Source organism: Cellulomonas edaphi (assembly GCF_030362815.1).
In the GTDB taxonomy this organism is placed as follows: domain Bacteria; phylum Actinomycetota; class Actinomycetes; order Actinomycetales; family Cellulomonadaceae; genus Cellulomonas; species Cellulomonas edaphi.
In genome coordinates this window covers 469,805-487,580 of sequence record NZ_JAUCGR010000001.1, presented here as the reverse complement: position 1 = coordinate 487,580, position 17,776 = coordinate 469,805, and the positions used below count along the sequence as shown (strand labels likewise).

Sequence of the window (17,776 nt, the reverse complement as noted above, 5' to 3'; positions counted from 1 at the left end):
GGCGCCCAGTCTGTCACGCAGGCCCGCACGCGTCCGTGTGGGTTGTGTGCGATGACCCAGTTCCACCCTGCGCGCGTGCTGGCGGGATGGCAGAGTGAGCAGTCAGCGCAGCCGACCGAAACCGGGAGTGGACATGCCCTTCACGCGTCATCCGAACCTCGACGTCGACACGGAGAAGCTCAAGGAACAGGCTGCGGACCTCAGCTCCACCCTCAGCGGAGCGGCGAGCCAGGCCGCCGCCGGTGCGAAGCTGGCCGCAGGCAAGGCGCAGGACGCCGCCGGGAGTGCCAAGGAGTGGACGACGCCCAAGGTCGAGGCGTTCGTCGACTGGCTCGTCCCGCGCGTGGAGCACCTCTACAAGGAGAGCGTGAAGGCCGCAGCACCCAAGGTGCAGACGGCGGCCGAGAAGGCCAGCCCGGCCATCGACACCGCTCACGACAAGCTGGTGGACGAGGTGCTGCCGCGCTTGGTCCAGGCCATGAACGAGGCGGCCGTGCGCGCGGGCGCCGCAGCCCAGCACGCCGTCGACGCCGCGGCCGTCAAGGCGAACGCCGGCTCAGCCGCCGTCGCCGCAGCAGCCGCCGCCAAGGCGGAGAAGAAACACCGCGGCGGCAAGGTCCTGCTTCTCGTCCTCGGCCTGCTCGGCATCGGCGCGGCCTTCGCCGCGGCGCGGCGTTCGCGCTCCACGGTGGACCCGTGGGCCGAGCCGTGGGAGCCCACCGACTCGTTCGGCAGCACCACGACGTCGAGCGGGCGGGCCGACCTCGGGCACGCCGCCGACGCGCTCGGTGAGGCGGCCGGTTCCGCCGTCGCACGCGGCCGCGAGGCCGCGCACAAGGCCGCCGACGCGGTCACCTCGGCCACCGAGTCGCTCGGCGAGAAGGCGACCGAGGTCAAGGACGCCGCCGCGGAGAAGGTGGCCGAGGCCAAGGACGCCGCGGCCGAGACCGCCAAGAAGGTCACGCGCCGGGCGGCGCCCAAGAAGCCCACGACGCCCACGACGCCCGCGACGCCCACTACGACGCCTACGACACCCACGACGCCCGGCGACGCGGAGGCCTGAGCCACCCGCACTCGAGTCCGAGAGCCGCGACTGCCCCTCGGGGCGGTCGCGGCTCTCGCGTGTGTACCCCCCGCAGCTGTCGACGGTGGCCCGGCCGGCGTCAGTCCAGGAACAGCGCGCGCAGACGCTTGGTGGTGAACGTGAGGCCGATCGCGATCATGGCGACGAAGTAGGCGACGTGGAGCCCGGAGGCGCTCGAGAGCTCGCCCGTGGTCAGGCCGCGCACCAGCTCGGTGCCGTGCCACAAGGGCAGCGCCTGGATGAGCCACTGGATGGGCGTCGGGTAGACCGTGAGCGGGTAGAACGTCGCGGAGAACAGGAACATCGGCAGCAGGACGATGTTGATCCAGTCCATGTGCTGGAAGGTCTTCATGTAGCTCGTGATCGCCATGCCGATGCTGGCGAAACCGAACGCGACGAGCAGCACCGCCGGAACCGCGAGGAACGCCGTCCACGCCAGGTTGAGGCCGAGCACCTGCATCACCGTGAGGAACCCGAACGCGTAGACGCCACCGCGCAGGAGGGCGTACAGGATCTCGCCCAACGCCACGTCGAGCGGCCCCATCGACGTCGAGAGCATCGCGTCGTAGAGCTTGCCGAAGTGCATCTTGAAGAACACGTTCCAGGTGGAGTCGTACACCGCGCCGTTCATCGCCGAGACGGCCAGCAGACCGGGTGCGATGTAGGCCGCGTAGGAGATCTCCGTGCCGGAGGGCAAGGTCACGTCGCCGATGAACGAGCCGAGGCCCCAGCCCATGGCGAGCAGGTAGAAGACCGGCTCGAAGAAGCCCGAGACGACCACCACCCAGTTCGTGCTCTTGGTGGCGAGTAGTCCTCGGGCGACGACGACCCGCGCGTTGCCCGAGTACAGGGCGCGCGCACCGCCGGACCGCGCGTCCACGTCCGTCGACGCGCTCATCCGCGCAGCCTCCGCACGAACGTCCGGCGCGCGAGCACCCAGCCGACGCCGGCCATGACGAGCAGGACGGCGAGGTGCGCCACCCAGGGCCAACCGCCGGGCGTCGATCCGTACGACAGCTGCCGGCCCAGCTCGCTCGCGTGCCACAGCGGCGAGATCCAGCCGATCCACTGCAGGCCCACCGGGACGCTGTCGAGCGGGTAGAACGTGCCGGAGAACAGGAACAGCGGGGTGAAGATGAAGCGCTGCACCACCGCGAACTGGCCGCCGTCCTCGGTGAGCGTCGCCGAGTAGGCGAGCAGCGGCAGTCCGAAGGCCAGCCCAGCCAGCAGGCCGACGAACGGCATGGCGAGCCCGGCCCACGGGTTGCCGACTGCGCCGAACGCGACCACGAGCGCGTAGTACACCGCCGTGGTGAACAGCATCCGCGCGGCGACGGACAGCACGAGCCCGCTGCAGATCTGCTCGGGGGAGACGGGTGAGGCGTTCATGCCCCAGAAGATGCGGCGCCAGCGGAAGCCGGCCATGACCACGTAGGTGAACTCCTCCGTCGCGACACCGACCGCGGCGGCGACGAGCAACGCGGGCGCGACGAACCACACGTAGTCGACCGGGCCGGCCGGGCCGCTCGCCACCGGCTGGTCGATGAAGGCCGCGAGCCCGAGCCCGATGCCGAGCAGGTAGACGAGAGGGCTGCCGACGCTGCTCACGACGATCGTCCAGCCGTACGCGCGCATGGCGCGCAGCTGGTGCTCGGCGATGTAGAGCGCGCCGAAGCGCTGCGGGCGCTCAGCCGCCTGCAGCGCAGATGCCGTCATCGGCTCGACGGTGGTCACTCGATCAGGCTCCGCCCCGTGAGCCGAAGGAACACGTCCTCGAGCGAGGAGCGCCGCACCAGGCTCGTGGTGGGGTGCAGACCCTGGGTGGCGACGTGCTCGAGGAGCGCCTCGCCGTCGTCCGTGTAGAGCAGCACCCGGTCGGGCAGCACCTCGACGCGCTGCGCCGCTCCCTCGAGCCGCGCCGCCGCGGCGCGTTGCGTTCGGACCCGAACCGCAGCTCGACGACCTCCCGGCTCGAGTACTGCCGGATGAGAGCGGACGGGCTGCCCTCGGCCATGATCTTGCCGTGGTCGACCACCACGAGCCGGTCGCACAGCTGCTCGGCCTCGTCCATGTAGTGCGTGGTCAGCACCAGCGTGGTGCCGCGCTCCTTGAGCCGGAAGAGGCGGTCCCACAGCACGTGGCGCGCCTGGGGATCCAGGCCGGTGGTCGGCTCGTCGAGCATGAGGATGCGGGGCTCGTTGATCAGCGCCCGGGCGATGGTCAGCCTGCGCTTCATGCCGCCCGACAGGTCGTCGACCTTGGACCGGGCCTTGTCCGCGAGCTGCGCGAACTCGAGCAGCTCGTCGGCGCGGGTGGCGCACGTGCGGCGCGGGATGCCGAAGTAGCGCCCGTAGACGATGAGGTTGTCACGCACCCGGAGCTCGGTGTCGAGGTTGTCCTCCTGCGGCACCACTCCCAGCTGGGACCGGATGGCGGGCCCGTGCGTGTCCGGGTCGAGACCGAGAACGCGCAGCGTCCCGGCGCTCCGGGACGACACCGCGCCGACCATGCGCATCGTCGTCGACTTGCCGGCACCGTTGGGGCCCAGCAGGCCGAAGGACTCGCCCGGCGGCACCTCGAAGTCGATGCCCGCGACCGCGGTGAGGGAGCCGTAGGTCTTGGTCAGGCCCTCTGCGGCGATGACGGGTGCACTCACGCCCGACAACCTACGTGGCGACGCCGACACCGGCGACCACATTCGGCTTGACCGCGGGGCGCGGCCCGTGGAGCGTGCCACCATGACCGCGCTCGCCGATCTCTGGCCACCCGCCGCCCTCGTCGTGACCGACGGCGAGCTGACGCTGCGTGCCATCGACGACACGCTCCTCGTCGGGCTCGCCGAGCTGGCCGCCGAGGGGGTCCACGATCCCGCCTCGATGCCGTTCGTCGTGCCCTGGACGAGAGGCACGCGGCTGGAGATCGCCCGCTCGGTGCTGACCTACCAGTGGGGAGTGCGGTCGCGGCTCTCGCCCGAGTCCTGGGCGCTCGAGCTGGCCGTCCTGCGCGGCGACGAGCTGCTCGGGGTCCAGGCGATCAGCGCGGAGACGTTCCCTGCCCTCCGCGTCGCCGAGTCGGGCTCGTGGCTCGGCCGCCGGCACCACGGCCGCGGCGTCGGCACCCGGATGCGGCTCCTCGTCCTGCACCTGTTGTTCGACCAGCTCGGCGCACAGCTGGCGACGACGTCGGCCTTCGTCGACAACCCCGCGTCGCAGGCCGTCACGTCCCGCCTGGGGTACACCTCCAACGGGCAGGACCTCGTGCTGCGCGAGGGCGCGTCCGCCGTCAGCCGCAGGTACCGCCTGGCGCGCAGCGACTGGCTCGAGCGGCCGGCCGAGCACAAGCTCGACGTCCGGTACGAAGGGCTACCGGCGCTGCGGGAGTTCCTGCAGATCACGTAGTGCTCGCTGGTAGCGCCACCGGTAGACGCGCTGCGCCACGAGGAGGGCCGGGAACAGCGGCCGCCACACGCCCGACCCGGCGCGGATCAGCGAGCGGAGCGTCAGCAGCACGGCACCGTCCGGACGTCGCTGCACCACGAACGCCTCCTCGCCGCTCACGGGGTGCCCGGGAAGCGTGCCGTACGCGAAGCCGCAGCGTGCAGCCGTCTCCACCACGGCGACCACCCGGACGGGCTCGGTAACCGTCACCGGCCCCAGCCGAGCCTGCAGCACGTGGTCGGCGCCGAGGGCGACGCGGCCCCCTGGTTTCACGTGGAACCCGCTGCGCGTCTTCACGCCCCAGACGAGCACCGACGACGCCGCCCGCTCCCAGGCCTCCTCGCCGTGCCCGATCACGACCGTCGTCTCGAGCGCTCGGTACCCGGCCGGCGGCTCCCACGTCTCGGACCCGGGGCGGGTGGCGCCGACGTCGCCGTAGGTCAGCGGCACGCCCGCAGGTGTGGCGTCGTCGGAAGGCACACCGGATCATGTCACGGTCGGCGGCCCGCCCCGAGAAGTGCAGAAGGCGGCCCGCTCGCGCGGGCCGCCGATGGTGGAGCCAAGGGGACTCGAACCCCTAACCCCCTGCTTGCAAAGCAGGTGCGCTACCAATTGCGCCATGGCCCCGAGGCGCCGATCGCCGCGCCCGGGAGGATCACTCGAAGGTGTCGGTGACCTCTGCCCACAGGTCCCGCTCGTCGCGGTCCTGGACGAACTTGGTGTAGACGACGTATCCGGCGGCAGCCACGGCTGCCAGGAGCAGGAGCTTCTTCAACGTGTCCCCCACGGTTGGTCGGGAGTGGGCCTAACAGGACTTGAACCTGTGACCTCTTCCTTATCAGGGAAGCGCTCTAACCGTCTGAGCTATAGGCCCGAGTGCGCTGCGCGCCGGTCGAGACTACCCCAGCCACGGGGCACCACCCAAACCGGCGGCCGAGCAGGTCAGGAGACGCTGGTCACTCGTCGGTCATGGTCACGTGCACGCCGCCGACGAGCGCCGCCACGATGTTGTACAGGAACGCGCCGATCGTCGACAGCGCCGTCAGCAGGAAGACGTCGATGACGGCGATGAGGGTCGCGGCGGAGATGACCTTCTGGAACTCCACGTACTGCAGGATGTCCGGGCCGCCGGTCTCCTGCCCCGTCACCTGCGTCACCAGGTCGTCGACCTTGGTGAACACGTGCAGCTCGTTGAGGGTGAACCAGCCGACCGCGACGCCGACGACGATCATGATCCCGATCGCGACGGACAGCAGGAACGACAGCTTCATGACCGACCAGGGGTCCAGCCGGGAGATCGCGAGCCGGACGCGGCGCGGACCCGAGCTGGCCTGGACAGTCGGGATCCGCCCGGTGCTCGGCCGTGCGGCCGCACCAGCGGGGTTGGCGCCGGCGACCGGGCGGGTGCCTGCAGAGGCGGGCGGGGTCGCGACCGGGATGCTGGTCATGGGCGTGTCCTCGGGACGGGGCCGGGAGGCCGTGGTGATCGCGGCCGAGGTGGCGCCGGCGACCTTCTTGAGCCAGGAGGTGGTCGAGTCGACCGCCACCATCAGGGGAGAGGGCTGGTCGTCGCCGTCGGGCTGACCGGTCGCGTCGTCGTCCTCGCGCGCCCGGGCGTCGTCGGAGGGCTTGGAGGTGTCGTCGCGCGTCTTCGCCGCGGCCGCTGCCGCGGTCGCCGACGAGCGCACCGGGGGCTTGGGGCGGTCGGTGGGCGGCTTCGCGCCGTCTCCCTTCGCCGCGGGCGGCGGCTGCGTGACGGTCCGAGTCGTCTCCTCGTGCGAGGTGCTCGTGTCGACGCTGCTCGGAGCCGTACCACTGGTGCCGGCCGTCTTCGACGACCCGCTGGTCGTCGAGCGCCCGGTCGCGGCCGGTGTGGTCGGCTCCGCGGGAGCGACCGTCCACGCCGTGGAGCTCGCCGGGTTCGCGCGCGACGACGTCGTCGACCGGCCCGTGGTGCTCGGGCTGGTCGGTCGCTGGCGTGGCGGGATCGACGGTGGCGTGGAGTCGGTCATGCATCCTCCGCGGGCGGGGCGGCGTCGGTGGTCACTTCGGTGTCAACGGGTGCCGGATCGGTCCCGGCAGCATCGACCACGGTACCTGCATCGTCGGCCAGGTGGCGTTCTGTGTTGCGCGCCACAGCGATGATCCGGTCGCCGGAGTCCGGCTTGGCGAAGATGACACCCTGCGTCGTGCGGCCGGTCGCGTTCACCTCGGTGACCGCGGAACGCACGATCTTGCCGCGCTCCATGATGACCAGCACCTCGTCGTCGGCGTCCACCACGAGGGCGCCCACGAGGTCCCCGTTCGCCTCGGGCAGGTTGGCCACGCGCACGCCCAGGATGCCGCGGCCCTTGACCGCGTAGTTCTCGACCGACAGCTCCGTGCGCTTCGCGACGCCGCCCTCCGTCACCGTGAAGAGGTAGGACCCTTCGCGCACGACGTCGGCGGCGAGCAGCTCGTCATCGCCGCGGAACCGCATGCCCGTCACGCCGGACGTCGCGCGACCCATGGGACGCAGCGCCTCGTCGGACGCGGTGAATCGCACCGACTGGCCCTTGCGCGAGACCAGCACCAGGTCCTGGTCGGAGTCGACCAGGCGAGCCGAGACCAGCTCGTCCGCCCGGCCCTCCTCGTCCTCGCGCAGGTTGATGGCGATCACGCCGCCGGACCGGTTGGAGTCGTACTCCGAGAGCCGGGTCTTCTTGACCAGTCCGCGCTTGGTCGCCAGGACCAGGTGCTCGGCCTGCTCGTAGTCGCGGATGTCGAGCACCTGGGCGATCCGCTCGCCCGGCTGGAAGGCGAGCAGGTTCGCCACGTGCTGGCCCTTGGCGTCGCGGCCGCCCTCGGGCAGCTCGTACGCCTTGGCACGGTAGACGCGGCCCAGGTTCGTGAAGAACAGCAGCCAGTGGTGGGTGGTCGTGACGAAGAAGTGGTCGACGAGGTCGTCCTCGCGCAGCTGCGCGCCGCGCACACCCTTGCCGCCCCGGCGCTGCGCGCGGTAGTTGTCCGACCGCGTCCGCTTGGCGTAGCCGCCGCGGGTGATCGTGACCACCATCTCCTCCTCGGCGATGAGGTCCTCGATCGAGACCTCGCCGTCGAACGGCAGGATCGTGGTGCGGCGGTCGTCGCCGTACTTCTCGACGATCTCCTCGAGCTCGGCCGAGACGATGTCGCGCTGGCGCTGCTCCGAGGCGAGGATCGCGTTGAGCTCGGTGATCTTCTCCTCGAGCTCCGCGTGGTCGCGCAGGATCTTGTCCCGCTCGAGGGCCGCGAGCCGGCGCAGTTGCAGAGCGAGGATCGCGTTCGCCTGGACCTCGTCGATGTCGAGCAGCTCGATCAGGCCGGCGCGCGCCTCGTCCACGTCCGGCGAGCGCCGGATCAGCGCGATGACCTCGTCGAGCGCGTCGAGCGCCTTGAGGTAGCCGCGGAAGATGTGGATCGCTTCCTCGGCCTTGCGCAGGCGGAAGCGCGTGCGGCGCTGGATGACCTCGAGCTGGTGCGCGGCCCAGTGCCGCACGAACGCGTCGATGGACAGGGTGCGCGGCACCCCGTCGACGAGCGCCAGCATGTTCGCTCCGAACGTGTCCTGCAGCTGCGTGTGCTTGTAGAGGTTGTTGAGGACCACCTTGGCGACCGCGTCGCGCTTGAGCACGATGACCAGGCGCTGACCGGTGCGCCCCGACGTCTCGTCGCGGATGTCCGCGATGCCCGTGACGCGGTTCTCGCGCACCAGGTCGGCGATCTTCTTGGCCAGGGTGTCCGGGTTCACCTGGTACGGCAGCTCGGTGACGACCAGGCAGATGCGGCCCTGGATCTCCTCGACCTCGACGATCGCGCGCATCGTGATGGAGCCGCGGCCCGTGCGGTACGCGTCCTCGATGCCGCGGTGGCCCAGGATGGTCGCGCCGGTCGGGAAGTCCGGCCCGGTGATGAGCGTGAGCAGCGCGTTCAGCAGCTCCTCGTTGCTCGCCTCGGGGTGGGCGAGGTGCCACTGGACGCCGGCAGCCACCTCGCGCAGGTTGTGCGGCGGGATGTTGGTGGCCATACCGACCGCGATGCCCGACGAGCCGTTGACCAGCAGGTTCGGGAACCGCGACGGCAGGACGACGGGCTCCTGCGTGCGCCCGTCGTAGTTGTCCTGGAAGTCGACGGTCTCCTCGTCGATGTCCCGGACCATCTCCATGGCCAGCGGCGCCATCTTGCACTCGGTGTACCGCGGGGCGGCGGCGGGGTCGTCGCCCGGCGACCCGAAGTTGCCCTGGCCCGAGACCAGCGGGTAGCGCATCGACCAGTCCTGGACCAGTCGCACCAGCGCGTCGTAGATGGCGGTGTCACCGTGCGGGTGGAACTTGCCCATGACGTCGCCGACCACGCGGCTGCACTTGGAGAACTGCCGATCGGGCCGGTAACCGCCGTCGTACATCGCGTAGAGCACGCGCTTGTGCACGGGCTTGAGACCGTCGCGCACGTCCGGCAGGGCGCGCCCGACGATGACCGACATCGCGTAGTCCAGGTAGGACCGCTGCATCTCGAGCTGCAGGTCCACCTGGTCGATGCGGCCGTGCTCGATGCCGTCGGGGCCAGTCGTCTCAGTCACTAGGTTCCTTTGAGTTCGCTACGGATTCCGGGCGGGCCTCCTCAGATGTCGAGGAAGCGCACGTCCTTCGCGTTCCGCTGGATGAACGAGCGGCGGGACTCGACGTCCTCGCCCATGAGCACCGAGAAGATCTCGTCGGCCGCGGCGGCCTCGTCGAGCGTGATCTGCAGCAGGGTGCGGTGCTCGGGCGACATCGTGGTCTCCCACAGCTCCTGGTAGTCCATCTCGCCCAGACCCTTGTAGCGCTGGATGCCGTTCTCCTTGGGCAGGCGCTTGCCGGCGGCGAGGCCGTCCTTGAGGTACGCGTCGCGCTCCCGGTCCGAGTACACGTAGTCGTCGTGCGCGTTGCTCCACTTGATCCGGTAGAGCGGAGGCTGCGCGAGGTACACGTGCCCGTGGGTGATGAGGTCGGGCATGTACCGGAACAGCAGCGTGAGCAGCAGCGTCGTGATGTGCTGACCGTCGACGTCGGCGTCCGCCATGAGCACGATCTTGTGATAGCGGAGCTTCGAGATGTCGAAGTCCTCGCCGATCCCGGTGCCGAACGCCGTGATGAGCGCCTGGACCTCCTGGTTGCCCAGCGCCTTGTCCAGGCGGGCGCGCTCGACGTTGAGGATCTTGCCTCGGATCGGCAGGATCGCCTGCGTCTTGGGGTTGCGGCCACGGACGGCCGAACCGCCGGCCGAGTCACCCTCGACGATGAACACCTCGCACTCGGCGGGGTTGTTCGACTGGCAGTCCTTGAGCTTGCCTGGCATGCCCCCTGACTCGAGCAGACCCTTGCGCCGGGTCGCCTCGCGCGCCTTGCGGGCTGCCATGCGCGCGGCGGCCGCCTGGATCGACTTGCGGATCACGTCGCGCGACTCGTTGGGGTGCGAGTCGAGCCAGTCCGCGAGCTGGTCGTTGACCACCTTCTGCACGAACGTCTTCGCGATCGTGTTGCCAAGCTTGGTCTTGGTCTGGCCCTCGAACTGCGGCTCGCCCAACTTCACCGAGATGACCGCGGTGAGCCCCTCGCGGATGTCGTCGCCCGTGAGGTTGTCGTCCTTGTCCTTGAGGATTCCCTTGTCCCGCGCGTAGCGGTTGATGAGCGTCGTCATCGCCGCGCGGAAGCCCTCCTCGTGCGTGCCACCCTCGGTCGTCGAGATGGTGTTCGCGTACGTGTGCACCGACTCGGAGTACGCGCTGGTCCACTGCAGCGCGATCTCGACCGAGATGCGCTGCGTGGTGTCCTCGGACTCGAAGGCGATGACCTCCGGGTGCACCAGCTCGACCTTCTTGGCCGAGTTCAGGTGCTTGACGTAGTCGAGCAGGCCGTCGTCGTACTTGTACGTGACCACGCGGCTGGTCGGCTGCTCGTCCTCGCCGGCGACCTCGTCGTCGGTCCCCAGGTGGGCGGGACGCTCGTCGGTGAGCGTGATCTGCAGACCCTTGTTCAGGAACGCCATCTGCTGGAACCGCGCGCGGAGCGTCTCGAAGTCGTACTCGACCGTCTCGAAGATCGCGTCGTCGGCCCAGAACGTCTGCTGGGTGCCGGTCTCCTCGGTGGCCGCGCCCTCCTGGAGGCCACCCACCGGCTTGCCGCCGTTCTCGAAGTCCATCTGCCAGACGTGACCGTCGCGCTTGACGACCGTCTCGACCCGCTTCGACAACGCGTTGACCACCGAGATGCCGACGCCGTGCAGGCCGCCGGAGACCGCGTACCCGCCGCCGCCGAACTTGCCACCGGCGTGCAGGATCGTCATGACGACCTCGACGGTCGGCTTGCCCTCCGTGGGGTGCAGCGCGACCGGGATGCCGCGTCCGTTGTCGACGACGCGCACGCCGCCGTCGGCGAGCAGGGTGACCTCGATGTGGTCGCAGTAGCCGGCGAGGGCCTCGTCGACCGAGTTGTCGACGACCTCGTACACGAGGTGGTGCAGGCCGCGCTCGCCCGTCGACCCGATGTACATCCCGGGACGCTTGCGAACGGCCTCGAGGCCCTCGAGAACGGTGATCGCGCTGGCGTCGTATCCGCCGTTGTTGTCAGGCTTCGGGGTGCTCTGCTCGGCCACGGGCGGTGGTGCTCCTCAACGGGGTTGCACGCCATCGAGCGCGCCGCCGGACCGGTGGGAGGGCGGATCACTCCATGACGCTGGACTTCCGGGCACCAGGGCGCCAGGAATGACCTTGTCAGTCTACCTGGCGGAAGGTGCTAGACCTCGCTCTTGGAGCCCTTTGGGGACAGGGCGTTCACATCATCCGAACGTGTCACGCTCACCGCGTCCCTTGACGCGCTTGGGCCCCCTGCCGAAGCCCGGTCCGCCGGGTCCCAGCACCACGATCTCCGTGACCGCTCCCTCACCCAGCTCCTCGGCGAAGTTGCGCAGCATGGCGGGCACGCTCCAGGTCAGGTTGGTGGCCCACGCGGTCGACGACGCCCGCATGGTCAGCACCCCGCGCTCGAACGACTCGTACGCCGCGTGCTGAGCCACCTGCTCGCCGAGGATCTGCGCCCACCGCGCCTGCATCGTGCCGCCGGTCACGCCGGCGGCCCAGCCGAACTGACCGACCACGGCCCCGAGCGTGGTGGACAGGGTGAGCGGGTCACGACCGCCGGCGCCCGAGCCGCTGAGCTGCGCCTCGAGAGGCCGGCGGGCGCGCGGCGGATCCCCCGGGCGGATGCCGCGACGCTGGGCCGCGTCGCGTGCCCGGCTCAGCGCGGCTGCCGCGACCTGTCGTTCGGGGACCAGGTCGACGATGTCGCGCAGCGGTGCGCCCTCGGCCGGGCGCCGCGGGGGGAGGCCCTCAAAGGACACGGGCCACCTCGCCACCCATCACGTCCACCCGCGCTCCGCTCAGGGGCTCGGGCACGTCGTCCGGCACGGCCGCGGTGATCAGCACCTGGCGCGCGGGCGCCACGAGCTCGGCGAGCTTCTCGCGCCTGCGCACGTCCAGCTCGGCGAACACGTCGTCGAGGATCAGCACCGGCTCGCCGTCGGGCCCCCAGTCGGCCGCGTCCCCGCCGTCCGTGAGCACGGTGTACGACGCGAGGCGCAGCGCGAGCGCGTAGGACCACGACTCGCCGTGGCTCGCGTAGCCCTTGGCCGGCAGTCCGCCGAGCGTGAGCACCAGGTCGTCGCGGTGCGGCCCGACGAGGCAGACGCCCCGGTCCAGCTCCTTGCCACGCAGTCGGCCCATGGCCTCGAGCAGCTGGGCCTCGACCAGCTCGACGGAGTCCCGGGGGCCACCCTCGGTCTCCAGCGCCGCGTCGAGTGAGGCCCTGTACGTGACCACCGCCGCGCCCTGACCCGAGCTGACCTGCTCGTACGCCCGTGCGACGTGCGGCGCGATGGTCTCGACGAGCGCTCGCCGCTCGACCACCAGCCGTGCTCCCACCTGCGCGAGCTTGGCGTCCCAGACGTCGAGGGTGCGCAGGTCGGACCCACCGCCCCGACGCGCCGCACCCGCGGACTTGAGCAGCGCCGACCGCTGCCGCAGCACGCGGTCGTAGTCCTGGATCACCGAGGCGATGCGCGGAGTGAGCTGCACCAGCAGGTCGTCGAGGAACCGGCGGCGCCCGTCGGGATCGCCCTTGACCAGGGCGAGGTCCTCGGGCGCGAACAGCACGGTGCGCAGGATCCCCAGCACGTCCCGCGCCCGCACCGGGTTGCCGCCGTTGACCCGAGCACGGTTGGCCTTGCCCGGTGTCACCTCGATCTCGACGAGCGTCGCGCGCGGGTTGCCCGCCTCCAGCTCGCGCACCACGCGCGCCCGCACGACCGCCCGTCCCGCGCCGGCACGCACCATGGCCGCGTCGGTCGGCACGCGGTGGCTGCCGAGCGTCGCCGCGTAGCCGATCGCCTCGACCAGGTTGGTCTTGCCCTGACCGTTGGGACCCACCAGCGCGGTGATCCCGGGGTCGAGGGCGAGATCGACCTGCGCGTAGGAGCGGAAGTCGGTCAGGTTGAGGTGGGCGACGTACATCTCTCGATCAGGCGGACGGTGGCACCGCGGCACCCGCAGCCGGTGTGGTGCTCGAAGCTGCCGGCCCCGTCGTGCCGGCCGGCTTCACGGCGTGACCGCCGAACTGCTGGCGCAGCGCGGCGACGGCCTTCATCGCGGGCGACTCGCCCTGGCGGCTCGCGAACCGCGCGAAGAGCGCGGCCGAGATGACCGGCGCGGGCACGGCCAGGTCGATCGCCTCGTCGACGGTCCACCGGCCCTCGCCCGAGTCCTCCACCCAGTCGTCGATCGCGGCCAGGCCCGGGTCCTGCTCGAGCGCCTGGACCAGCAGCTCCAGGAGCCACGACCGGACCACGGTGCCGTTGGTCCACGCCCGCATGGTGCCGTGCACGTCGGTGACCAGGTCCTTGGCGGCGAGCAGCTCGTAGCCCTCGGCGTAGGCCTGCATGAGCCCGTACTCGATGCCGTTGTGCACCATCTTGGCGAAGTGCCCCGCACCCACCGCGCCCGCGTGCACGAAGCCGTTCTCCCGCGGGCCCTCGGGGCGCAGCGCATCGAAGACCGGCATCGCCTTGGCGACGAGCTCGGCGTCGCCGCCGACCATGAGGCCGTACCCGTTCTTCAGGCCCCAGACACCGCCGGAGACGCCGGCGTCCAGGAAGCCGATGCCGTGCTCGGCGAGCAGGTCGGCGTGCGGCTGGTCGTCCTGGTAGTAAGAGTTGCCACCGTCGATGACGACGTCGCCGGTCGTCAGCAGGCCGGCGAGCTCGCGGATCACACCGTCGGTGATCTCGCCGGACGGGACCATGACCCAGACGATCCGCTCACCGGCGGGCAGCTTCCCGACGAGGTCGGCCAGGCTGGTCGAGTCGCTCACGTCCTGGTTGCGGTCATACCCCGTGACCTCGATGCCCGCACCGCGGATGCGCTCGCGCATGTTGGCACCCATCTTGCCCAGACCCACCAGACCGACGTGCATCGCGTTCGCCTCTTCTGTTCTGCTCCGTTGATGTGCGTGTGGTTGCGCACCGGCACCTGCAGGTCTCACTGTGCCCCGGCGTGGGCGCGCATGCACGCGCGTCCGGGAACGGCTGGTGCGCGGGTCGGCCGCGGCCAGGTCAGCTGGCGAACCGGATGGGGACCAGCAGATACCGGTAGTTCTTCTCGTCCTCGCCCTCGAGCGAGCCCTGGCCGGTGAACTCGACCGGCTTGTTGGGGTGCGTGAAGGACAGGCGCACGAAGGGCGTGTCGAGCGCACCCAGCCCGTCGAGGAGGAACTGCGGGTTGAACGCGACCGAGATCTCCTCGCCCACGAGCGTCGACTCGAGGGCCTCCGACGCCTGCGCGTCGTCGCCCTGGCCGGCGTCGAGCACCACCTGCCCCTCGGTGAACGACAGGCGGATGGGGGTGTTGCGCTCGGCGACGAGGGCGACACGCTTGGCGGCGTCCGCCAGCTGCTGGGTGCCGACGACGGCGTGGATCGGCGTCTCGTCCGGGAACAGGCGGCGCACGGCCGGGTAGTCGCCGTCGACGAGCAGGCTGGTGGTGTGCCGTCCGGCGGCCTCGAAGCCGATGAGGTCCACACCGCCGCCCGTGGAGAGCGCGACCGTCACCGAACCGGCGCCCCCGAGCGACTTCGCCGCGTCGGACAGCGTGCGCGCACGCACCAGCGCGACGGTCGAGATGTCCGGGCTGGCCGGCGTCCACGTGAGCTCGCGCAGGGCGAGGCGGTAGCGGTCGGTCGCCAGGAGCGTGATCTTCTCGCCCTCGATCTCCACCCGGACACCCGTCAGCAGGGGGAGGGTGTCGTCGCGGCTGGCTGCGACGGAGACCTGCGCCACGGCGTGCGTGAGCTCCTCGCCGTCGACCGTGCCGCTCACGGGGGGCATCGCCGGCAGGTTCGGGTAGTCCTCGACCGGCATCGTCAGCAGCGTGAAACGGCTCGCACCACAGGTGACGACGACCTTGGTGCCTTCGAGCACCACGTCGACCGGCTTGGCGGGCAGGGCCCTGGAGATCTCGGCGAGGAGTCGCCCGGAGACGAGAACGGTGCCGGGCTCCGAGACGTCAGCGGGGATCTGCGAACGAGCGGAGACCTCGTAGTCGAAGCTCGAGAGCTGGATGGATCCGGTCGCGTCCGCCTCGATGCGCACGCCGGCCAGCACAGGCACGGGCGGTCGCGTCGGCAGGCTGCGAGCCGTCCACGTGACGGCGTCTGCGAGAACGTCACGTTCGACCCGGAACCTCATGGACTCACCTCTCGTCGTGCACGTGTGGTGCAGCGGCCGGTGCCGCTCGTCGGCGTCGGCCCGTTGTCGTGCGTGGCTGATCGCGCCGTTCCTGTGGCCCCTCGTCATCGAATGACATGGATGTGTCCAGGCGGCGTCAGGCGAAGACTACGCGAGTGGTCCGACAGCCGGTACAGCCGAGGGGAGGAATGTGATTCGCCGCTCGCCGCAGCCGACGTCGCAGCCCAACGCCGGTGTGTGGATCAAGGACAGCAGAGAAGTGTCGTCGTCGTCATCGGTGGTGTGGAAACTGTGGATCGCGTCCCTCCGTGCAGGTCACGTCGCGATTTCTGTGTGGACGGTGCATGTGGCTGAGTTCGGGAAACCCGTGGACGCTCGTGGACGGCTGCGCGGCGGCCATCCTGCGTCCACCGAGACGTGTGCCGCCGTCCACACGCTCGACGCCGTCATCCACCGTCGTCCACAGGCGTGTGCACAGGTGTGAACATTCGTCCCATGCTTCTCTCAAGTTGGGGACGAATGTTGACGCAGCGAGCTCCGGCGTGATCGCCGCGTCCTTGACAACGACGTCATCTCGTGCACCGTTTGTCCGAAAAGGACCAGATCTGCAGGTCAGCGAGCTGGATTCGCGCAGGTTCAGCCGAATGGGTGAAGAGATTCACACATCCCCAGGTCGGATCACCTGGTTGTGGAAAAACCTGGGGAAAGTCAGCCCCGGCTTTGCTGCTTGATCCGGTTGGTGAGCTCGGTGACCTGGTTGTAGATCGAGCGGCGCTCCGCCATGAGCTCGCGGATCTTGCGGTTGGCGTGCATGACCGTGGTGTGGTCCCGCCCACCGAACGCCTGGCCGATCTTGGGTAGCGACAGGTCCGTCAGCTCGCGGCACAGGTACATGGCGATCTGGCGCGCAGTGACGAGGACGCGGGACCGGCTCGAGCCGCACAGGTCGTCGATGGACAGCCCGAAGTAAGCGGCGGTCTGGCCGATGATCTGCGTGGCCGTGATCTCCGCGGTCTCCTCATCGGTGATGAGGTCCTTGAGCACGATCTCCGCGAGCGACAGGTCCACCTGCTGGCGGTTCAGGTTGGCGAACGCCGTCACGCGGATGAGCGCGCCCTCGAGCTCGCGGATGTTGGTCGAGATCTTGGAGGCGATGTACTCCAGGACGTCCGGCGGTGCCTCGAGCCGCTCGCTGGCGGCCTTCTTGCGCAGGATCGCGATCCGGGTCTCGAGGTCGGGCGGCTGCACGTCGGTGATGAGGCCCCACTCGAACCGCGACCGCATGCGGTCCTCGAAGCCGTTGAGCTGCTTGGGCGGCAGGTCGGAGGTGATCACGACCTGCTTGTTCGCGTTGTGCAGCGTGTTGAACGTGTGGAAGAACTCCTCCATCGTCTGTTCCTTGCCCTGCAGGAACTGGATGTCGTCGATGAGGAGCACGTCGACCTCGCGGTAGCGGCGCTGGAAGGCGCCGGCCTTGCCCTCGGAGATCGAGTTGATGAAGTCGTTGGTGAACTCCTCCGAGTTCACATACCGCACGCGGACGCTCGGGTAGAGGTTCTGCGCGTAGTGGCCGATCGCGTGCAGCAGGTGCGTCTTGCCCAGACCCGAGTCGCCGTAGATGAACAACGGGTTGTAGGCCTTGGCCGGCGCCTCGGCGACGGCCACCGCGGCCGCGTGCGCAAACCGGTTCGAGGAGCCGATGACGAACGTCTCGAACAGGTACTTGGGGTTGAGCCGGGCCGGCTCCGCGGGGGCTCGGCGTCCTCCGCCAGTACTGGCGCGGTCGGCCACGGCAGCGAGGCGAGGCGTCTCCGTGTGCTCCTCGGCCACGGGATCGGGCTGCGTCGGAGCGACCACGCGGAGCGCGGGGGGAGCGTCGTCGGCGAGGTCCGGGTCGACCGTGATCGCAAACCGAGCCTCCCGGCCCAGCGCGACGCTCAGGGCGTCGCTCACCTCGGGGCGGACGCGGGACTCGAGGTAGTCCTTGGTCAGGTCGTTGCCCACGGCCAGCAGCAACGTTCCGTCGAGGAGACCGAGCGGCTTCGCCAGACGGACGAAAGCGAGCTGGCGGGGCGTGATGTCGGGGCTGGACTCGAGCGTCGACACCACGTGTCCCCACACTCGGGTCAGCTCTTCGTCCTGGGGCACGTCCTACCTCGGTTGTCTTGATCGCGTGGAGCGACGAGTCTCGCACGGCTCACGTTGTCCACATAGTTGTCCACACCTGTGAGCGGAGGGGACGTTGGCTATGTTGCTGACGACGACGCGGTGCTGGACACGTCTGCGTGTGCGGCTCGACACGCGTCGTTGCCCAACGGTCCACAGCTGTGGGCGGCGGGCGACCGGGGTCGATGCTAGTGCCGCGCGGCCGGGCTGCGGGAGGCCCCGACCGGGTGAGGTGCGCGACCGTGCGGCGTGTCGCTCCGTGCAGGTGTGAGGCAGGTCCCGTACCTTTCCGCCTCCC

The 17,776-nt window shown here is 70.2% G+C and carries 14 protein-coding genes, 2 tRNA genes and 1 pseudogene; 2 read left to right on the top strand and 15 right to left on the bottom strand.

The annotated features are described in order from the left end of the window. The first annotated feature begins 133 nt into the window (after window positions 1-133). Window positions 134-1,063 (top strand): hypothetical protein, encoded by a 930-nt coding sequence (locus QRT05_RS02385; protein WP_289444923.1) that lies wholly within the window; start codon window positions 134-136, stop codon window positions 1,061-1,063. Between the two features lie 100 nt (window positions 1,064-1,163). Here the strand turns inward: QRT05_RS02385 and QRT05_RS02380 are convergent, their stop codons facing one another. From QRT05_RS02380 to QRT05_RS02370, 3 genes and pseudogenes are all read right to left on the bottom strand, one after another. Continuing rightward, a complete protein-coding gene (locus QRT05_RS02380; protein ID WP_289444921.1) occupies window positions 1,164-1,982 on the bottom strand; it encodes an ABC transporter permease in 819 nt (272 codons plus the stop codon). Further along, window positions 1,979-2,800, bottom strand: coding sequence for an ABC transporter permease (locus tag QRT05_RS02375; RefSeq protein ID WP_289444919.1), 822 nt, complete (start codon window positions 2,798-2,800; stop codon window positions 1,979-1,981). Before QRT05_RS02375 ends, QRT05_RS02380 begins: the two co-directional genes overlap by 4 nt. A gap of 14 nt (window positions 2,801-2,814) precedes the next feature. Beyond that, window positions 2,815-3,782 (bottom strand): annotated as a pseudogene (locus QRT05_RS02370) (ABC transporter ATP-binding protein). Window positions 3,783-3,822: 40 nt separating this feature from the next. Here QRT05_RS02370 and QRT05_RS02365 point away from each other — a divergent pair. Next, window positions 3,823-4,482 carry a GNAT family N-acetyltransferase gene (locus QRT05_RS02365; protein ID WP_289444917.1) on the top strand — a complete coding sequence of 220 codons (660 nt, stop codon included), beginning with the start codon at window positions 3,823-3,825 and terminating at the stop codon, window positions 4,480-4,482. On the opposite strand, the gene QRT05_RS02360 is transcribed toward QRT05_RS02365, so the two are convergent. The 12 genes from QRT05_RS02360 to dnaA all read right to left on the bottom strand — a co-directional run bounded on the left by QRT05_RS02360 (window position 4,447) and on the right by dnaA (window position 17,460). Continuing rightward, the gene (locus QRT05_RS02360; RefSeq protein WP_289444915.1) at window positions 4,447-5,001 is read right to left on the bottom strand and encodes a DUF1990 family protein; all 555 of its coding nucleotides are present in this window, start codon (window positions 4,999-5,001) and stop codon (window positions 4,447-4,449) included. The two genes, QRT05_RS02365 and QRT05_RS02360, sit on opposite strands and share 36 nt — an antisense overlap. 71 nt (window positions 5,002-5,072) lie before the next feature. Beyond that, a tRNA-Ala gene (locus QRT05_RS02355) sits at window positions 5,073-5,148 on the bottom strand. Window positions 5,149-5,176: 28 nt separating this feature from the next. After that, on the bottom strand, window positions 5,177-5,308 hold the full coding sequence (locus tag QRT05_RS02350; protein ID WP_407650282.1) for a DLW-39 family protein: 132 nt from the start codon (window positions 5,306-5,308) through the stop codon (window positions 5,177-5,179). 13 nt (window positions 5,309-5,321) lie between these two features. After that, window positions 5,322-5,395: transfer RNA gene (locus QRT05_RS02345), tRNA-Ile, on the bottom strand. An 82-nt stretch (window positions 5,396-5,477) separates the two neighbouring features. Further along, a complete protein-coding gene (locus QRT05_RS02340) occupies window positions 5,478-6,533 on the bottom strand; it encodes a DUF3566 domain-containing protein (RefSeq protein WP_289444914.1) in 1,056 nt (351 codons plus the stop codon). After that, window positions 6,530-9,118 carry a DNA gyrase subunit A gene (gene gyrA / locus QRT05_RS02335; RefSeq protein WP_289444912.1) on the bottom strand — a complete coding sequence of 863 codons (2,589 nt, stop codon included), beginning with the start codon at window positions 9,116-9,118 and terminating at the stop codon, window positions 6,530-6,532. The genes QRT05_RS02340 and gyrA overlap by 4 nt, the downstream gene beginning before the upstream one ends. A gap of 41 nt (window positions 9,119-9,159) precedes the next feature. Further along, window positions 9,160-11,172, bottom strand: coding sequence for a DNA topoisomerase (ATP-hydrolyzing) subunit B (gene gyrB / locus QRT05_RS02330; protein WP_289444910.1), 2,013 nt, complete (start codon window positions 11,170-11,172; stop codon window positions 9,160-9,162). 183 nt (window positions 11,173-11,355) lie between these two features. Further along, window positions 11,356-11,916, bottom strand: a complete 561-nt coding sequence (locus QRT05_RS02325) for a DUF721 domain-containing protein (protein WP_289444908.1) — start codon at window positions 11,914-11,916, stop codon at window positions 11,356-11,358. Beyond that, entirely contained in the window at window positions 11,906-13,084 is a 1,179-nt protein-coding gene (recF, locus tag QRT05_RS02320) for a DNA replication/repair protein RecF (protein ID WP_289444906.1), read from the bottom strand. The genes QRT05_RS02325 and recF overlap by 11 nt, the downstream gene beginning before the upstream one ends. A gap of 7 nt (window positions 13,085-13,091) precedes the next feature. Then, window positions 13,092-14,111 (bottom strand): phosphogluconate dehydrogenase (NAD(+)-dependent, decarboxylating), encoded by a 1,020-nt coding sequence (gnd, locus tag QRT05_RS02315; RefSeq protein ID WP_289444904.1) that lies wholly within the window; start codon window positions 14,109-14,111, stop codon window positions 13,092-13,094. A 70-nt stretch (window positions 14,112-14,181) separates the two neighbouring features. Then, window positions 14,182-15,312 (bottom strand): DNA polymerase III subunit beta, encoded by a 1,131-nt coding sequence (gene dnaN, locus QRT05_RS02310; RefSeq protein WP_289444903.1) that lies wholly within the window; start codon window positions 15,310-15,312, stop codon window positions 14,182-14,184. A 708-nt stretch (window positions 15,313-16,020) separates the two neighbouring features. Beyond that, entirely contained in the window at window positions 16,021-17,460 is a 1,440-nt protein-coding gene (gene dnaA, locus QRT05_RS02305; protein ID WP_289444901.1) for a chromosomal replication initiator protein DnaA, read from the bottom strand. Between the last annotated feature and the right edge of the window lie 316 nt (window positions 17,461-17,776).

What these genes read in the sequence shown, in the direction of transcription:
- QRT05_RS02385 (WP_289444923.1), top strand. Translation starts at nt 134, where the DNA reads ATGCCCTTCACGCGTCATCCGAACCTCGACGTCGACACGGAGAAGCTC.
- QRT05_RS02380 (WP_289444921.1), bottom strand. Translation starts at nt 1,982, where the DNA reads ATGAGCGCGTCGACGGACGTGGACGCGCGGTCCGGCGGTGCGCGCGCC.
- QRT05_RS02375 (WP_289444919.1), bottom strand. Translation starts at nt 2,800, where the DNA reads ATGACGGCATCTGCGCTGCAGGCGGCTGAGCGCCCGCAGCGCTTCGGC.
- QRT05_RS02365 (WP_289444917.1), top strand. Translation starts at nt 3,823, where the DNA reads ATGACCGCGCTCGCCGATCTCTGGCCACCCGCCGCCCTCGTCGTGACC.
- QRT05_RS02340 (WP_289444914.1), bottom strand. Translation starts at nt 6,533, where the DNA reads ATGACCGACTCCACGCCACCGTCGATCCCGCCACGCCAGCGACCGACC.
- recF (WP_289444906.1), bottom strand. Translation starts at nt 13,084, where the DNA reads ATGTACGTCGCCCACCTCAACCTGACCGACTTCCGCTCCTACGCGCAG.
- dnaN (WP_289444903.1), bottom strand. Translation starts at nt 15,312, where the DNA reads ATGAGGTTCCGGGTCGAACGTGACGTTCTCGCAGACGCCGTCACGTGG.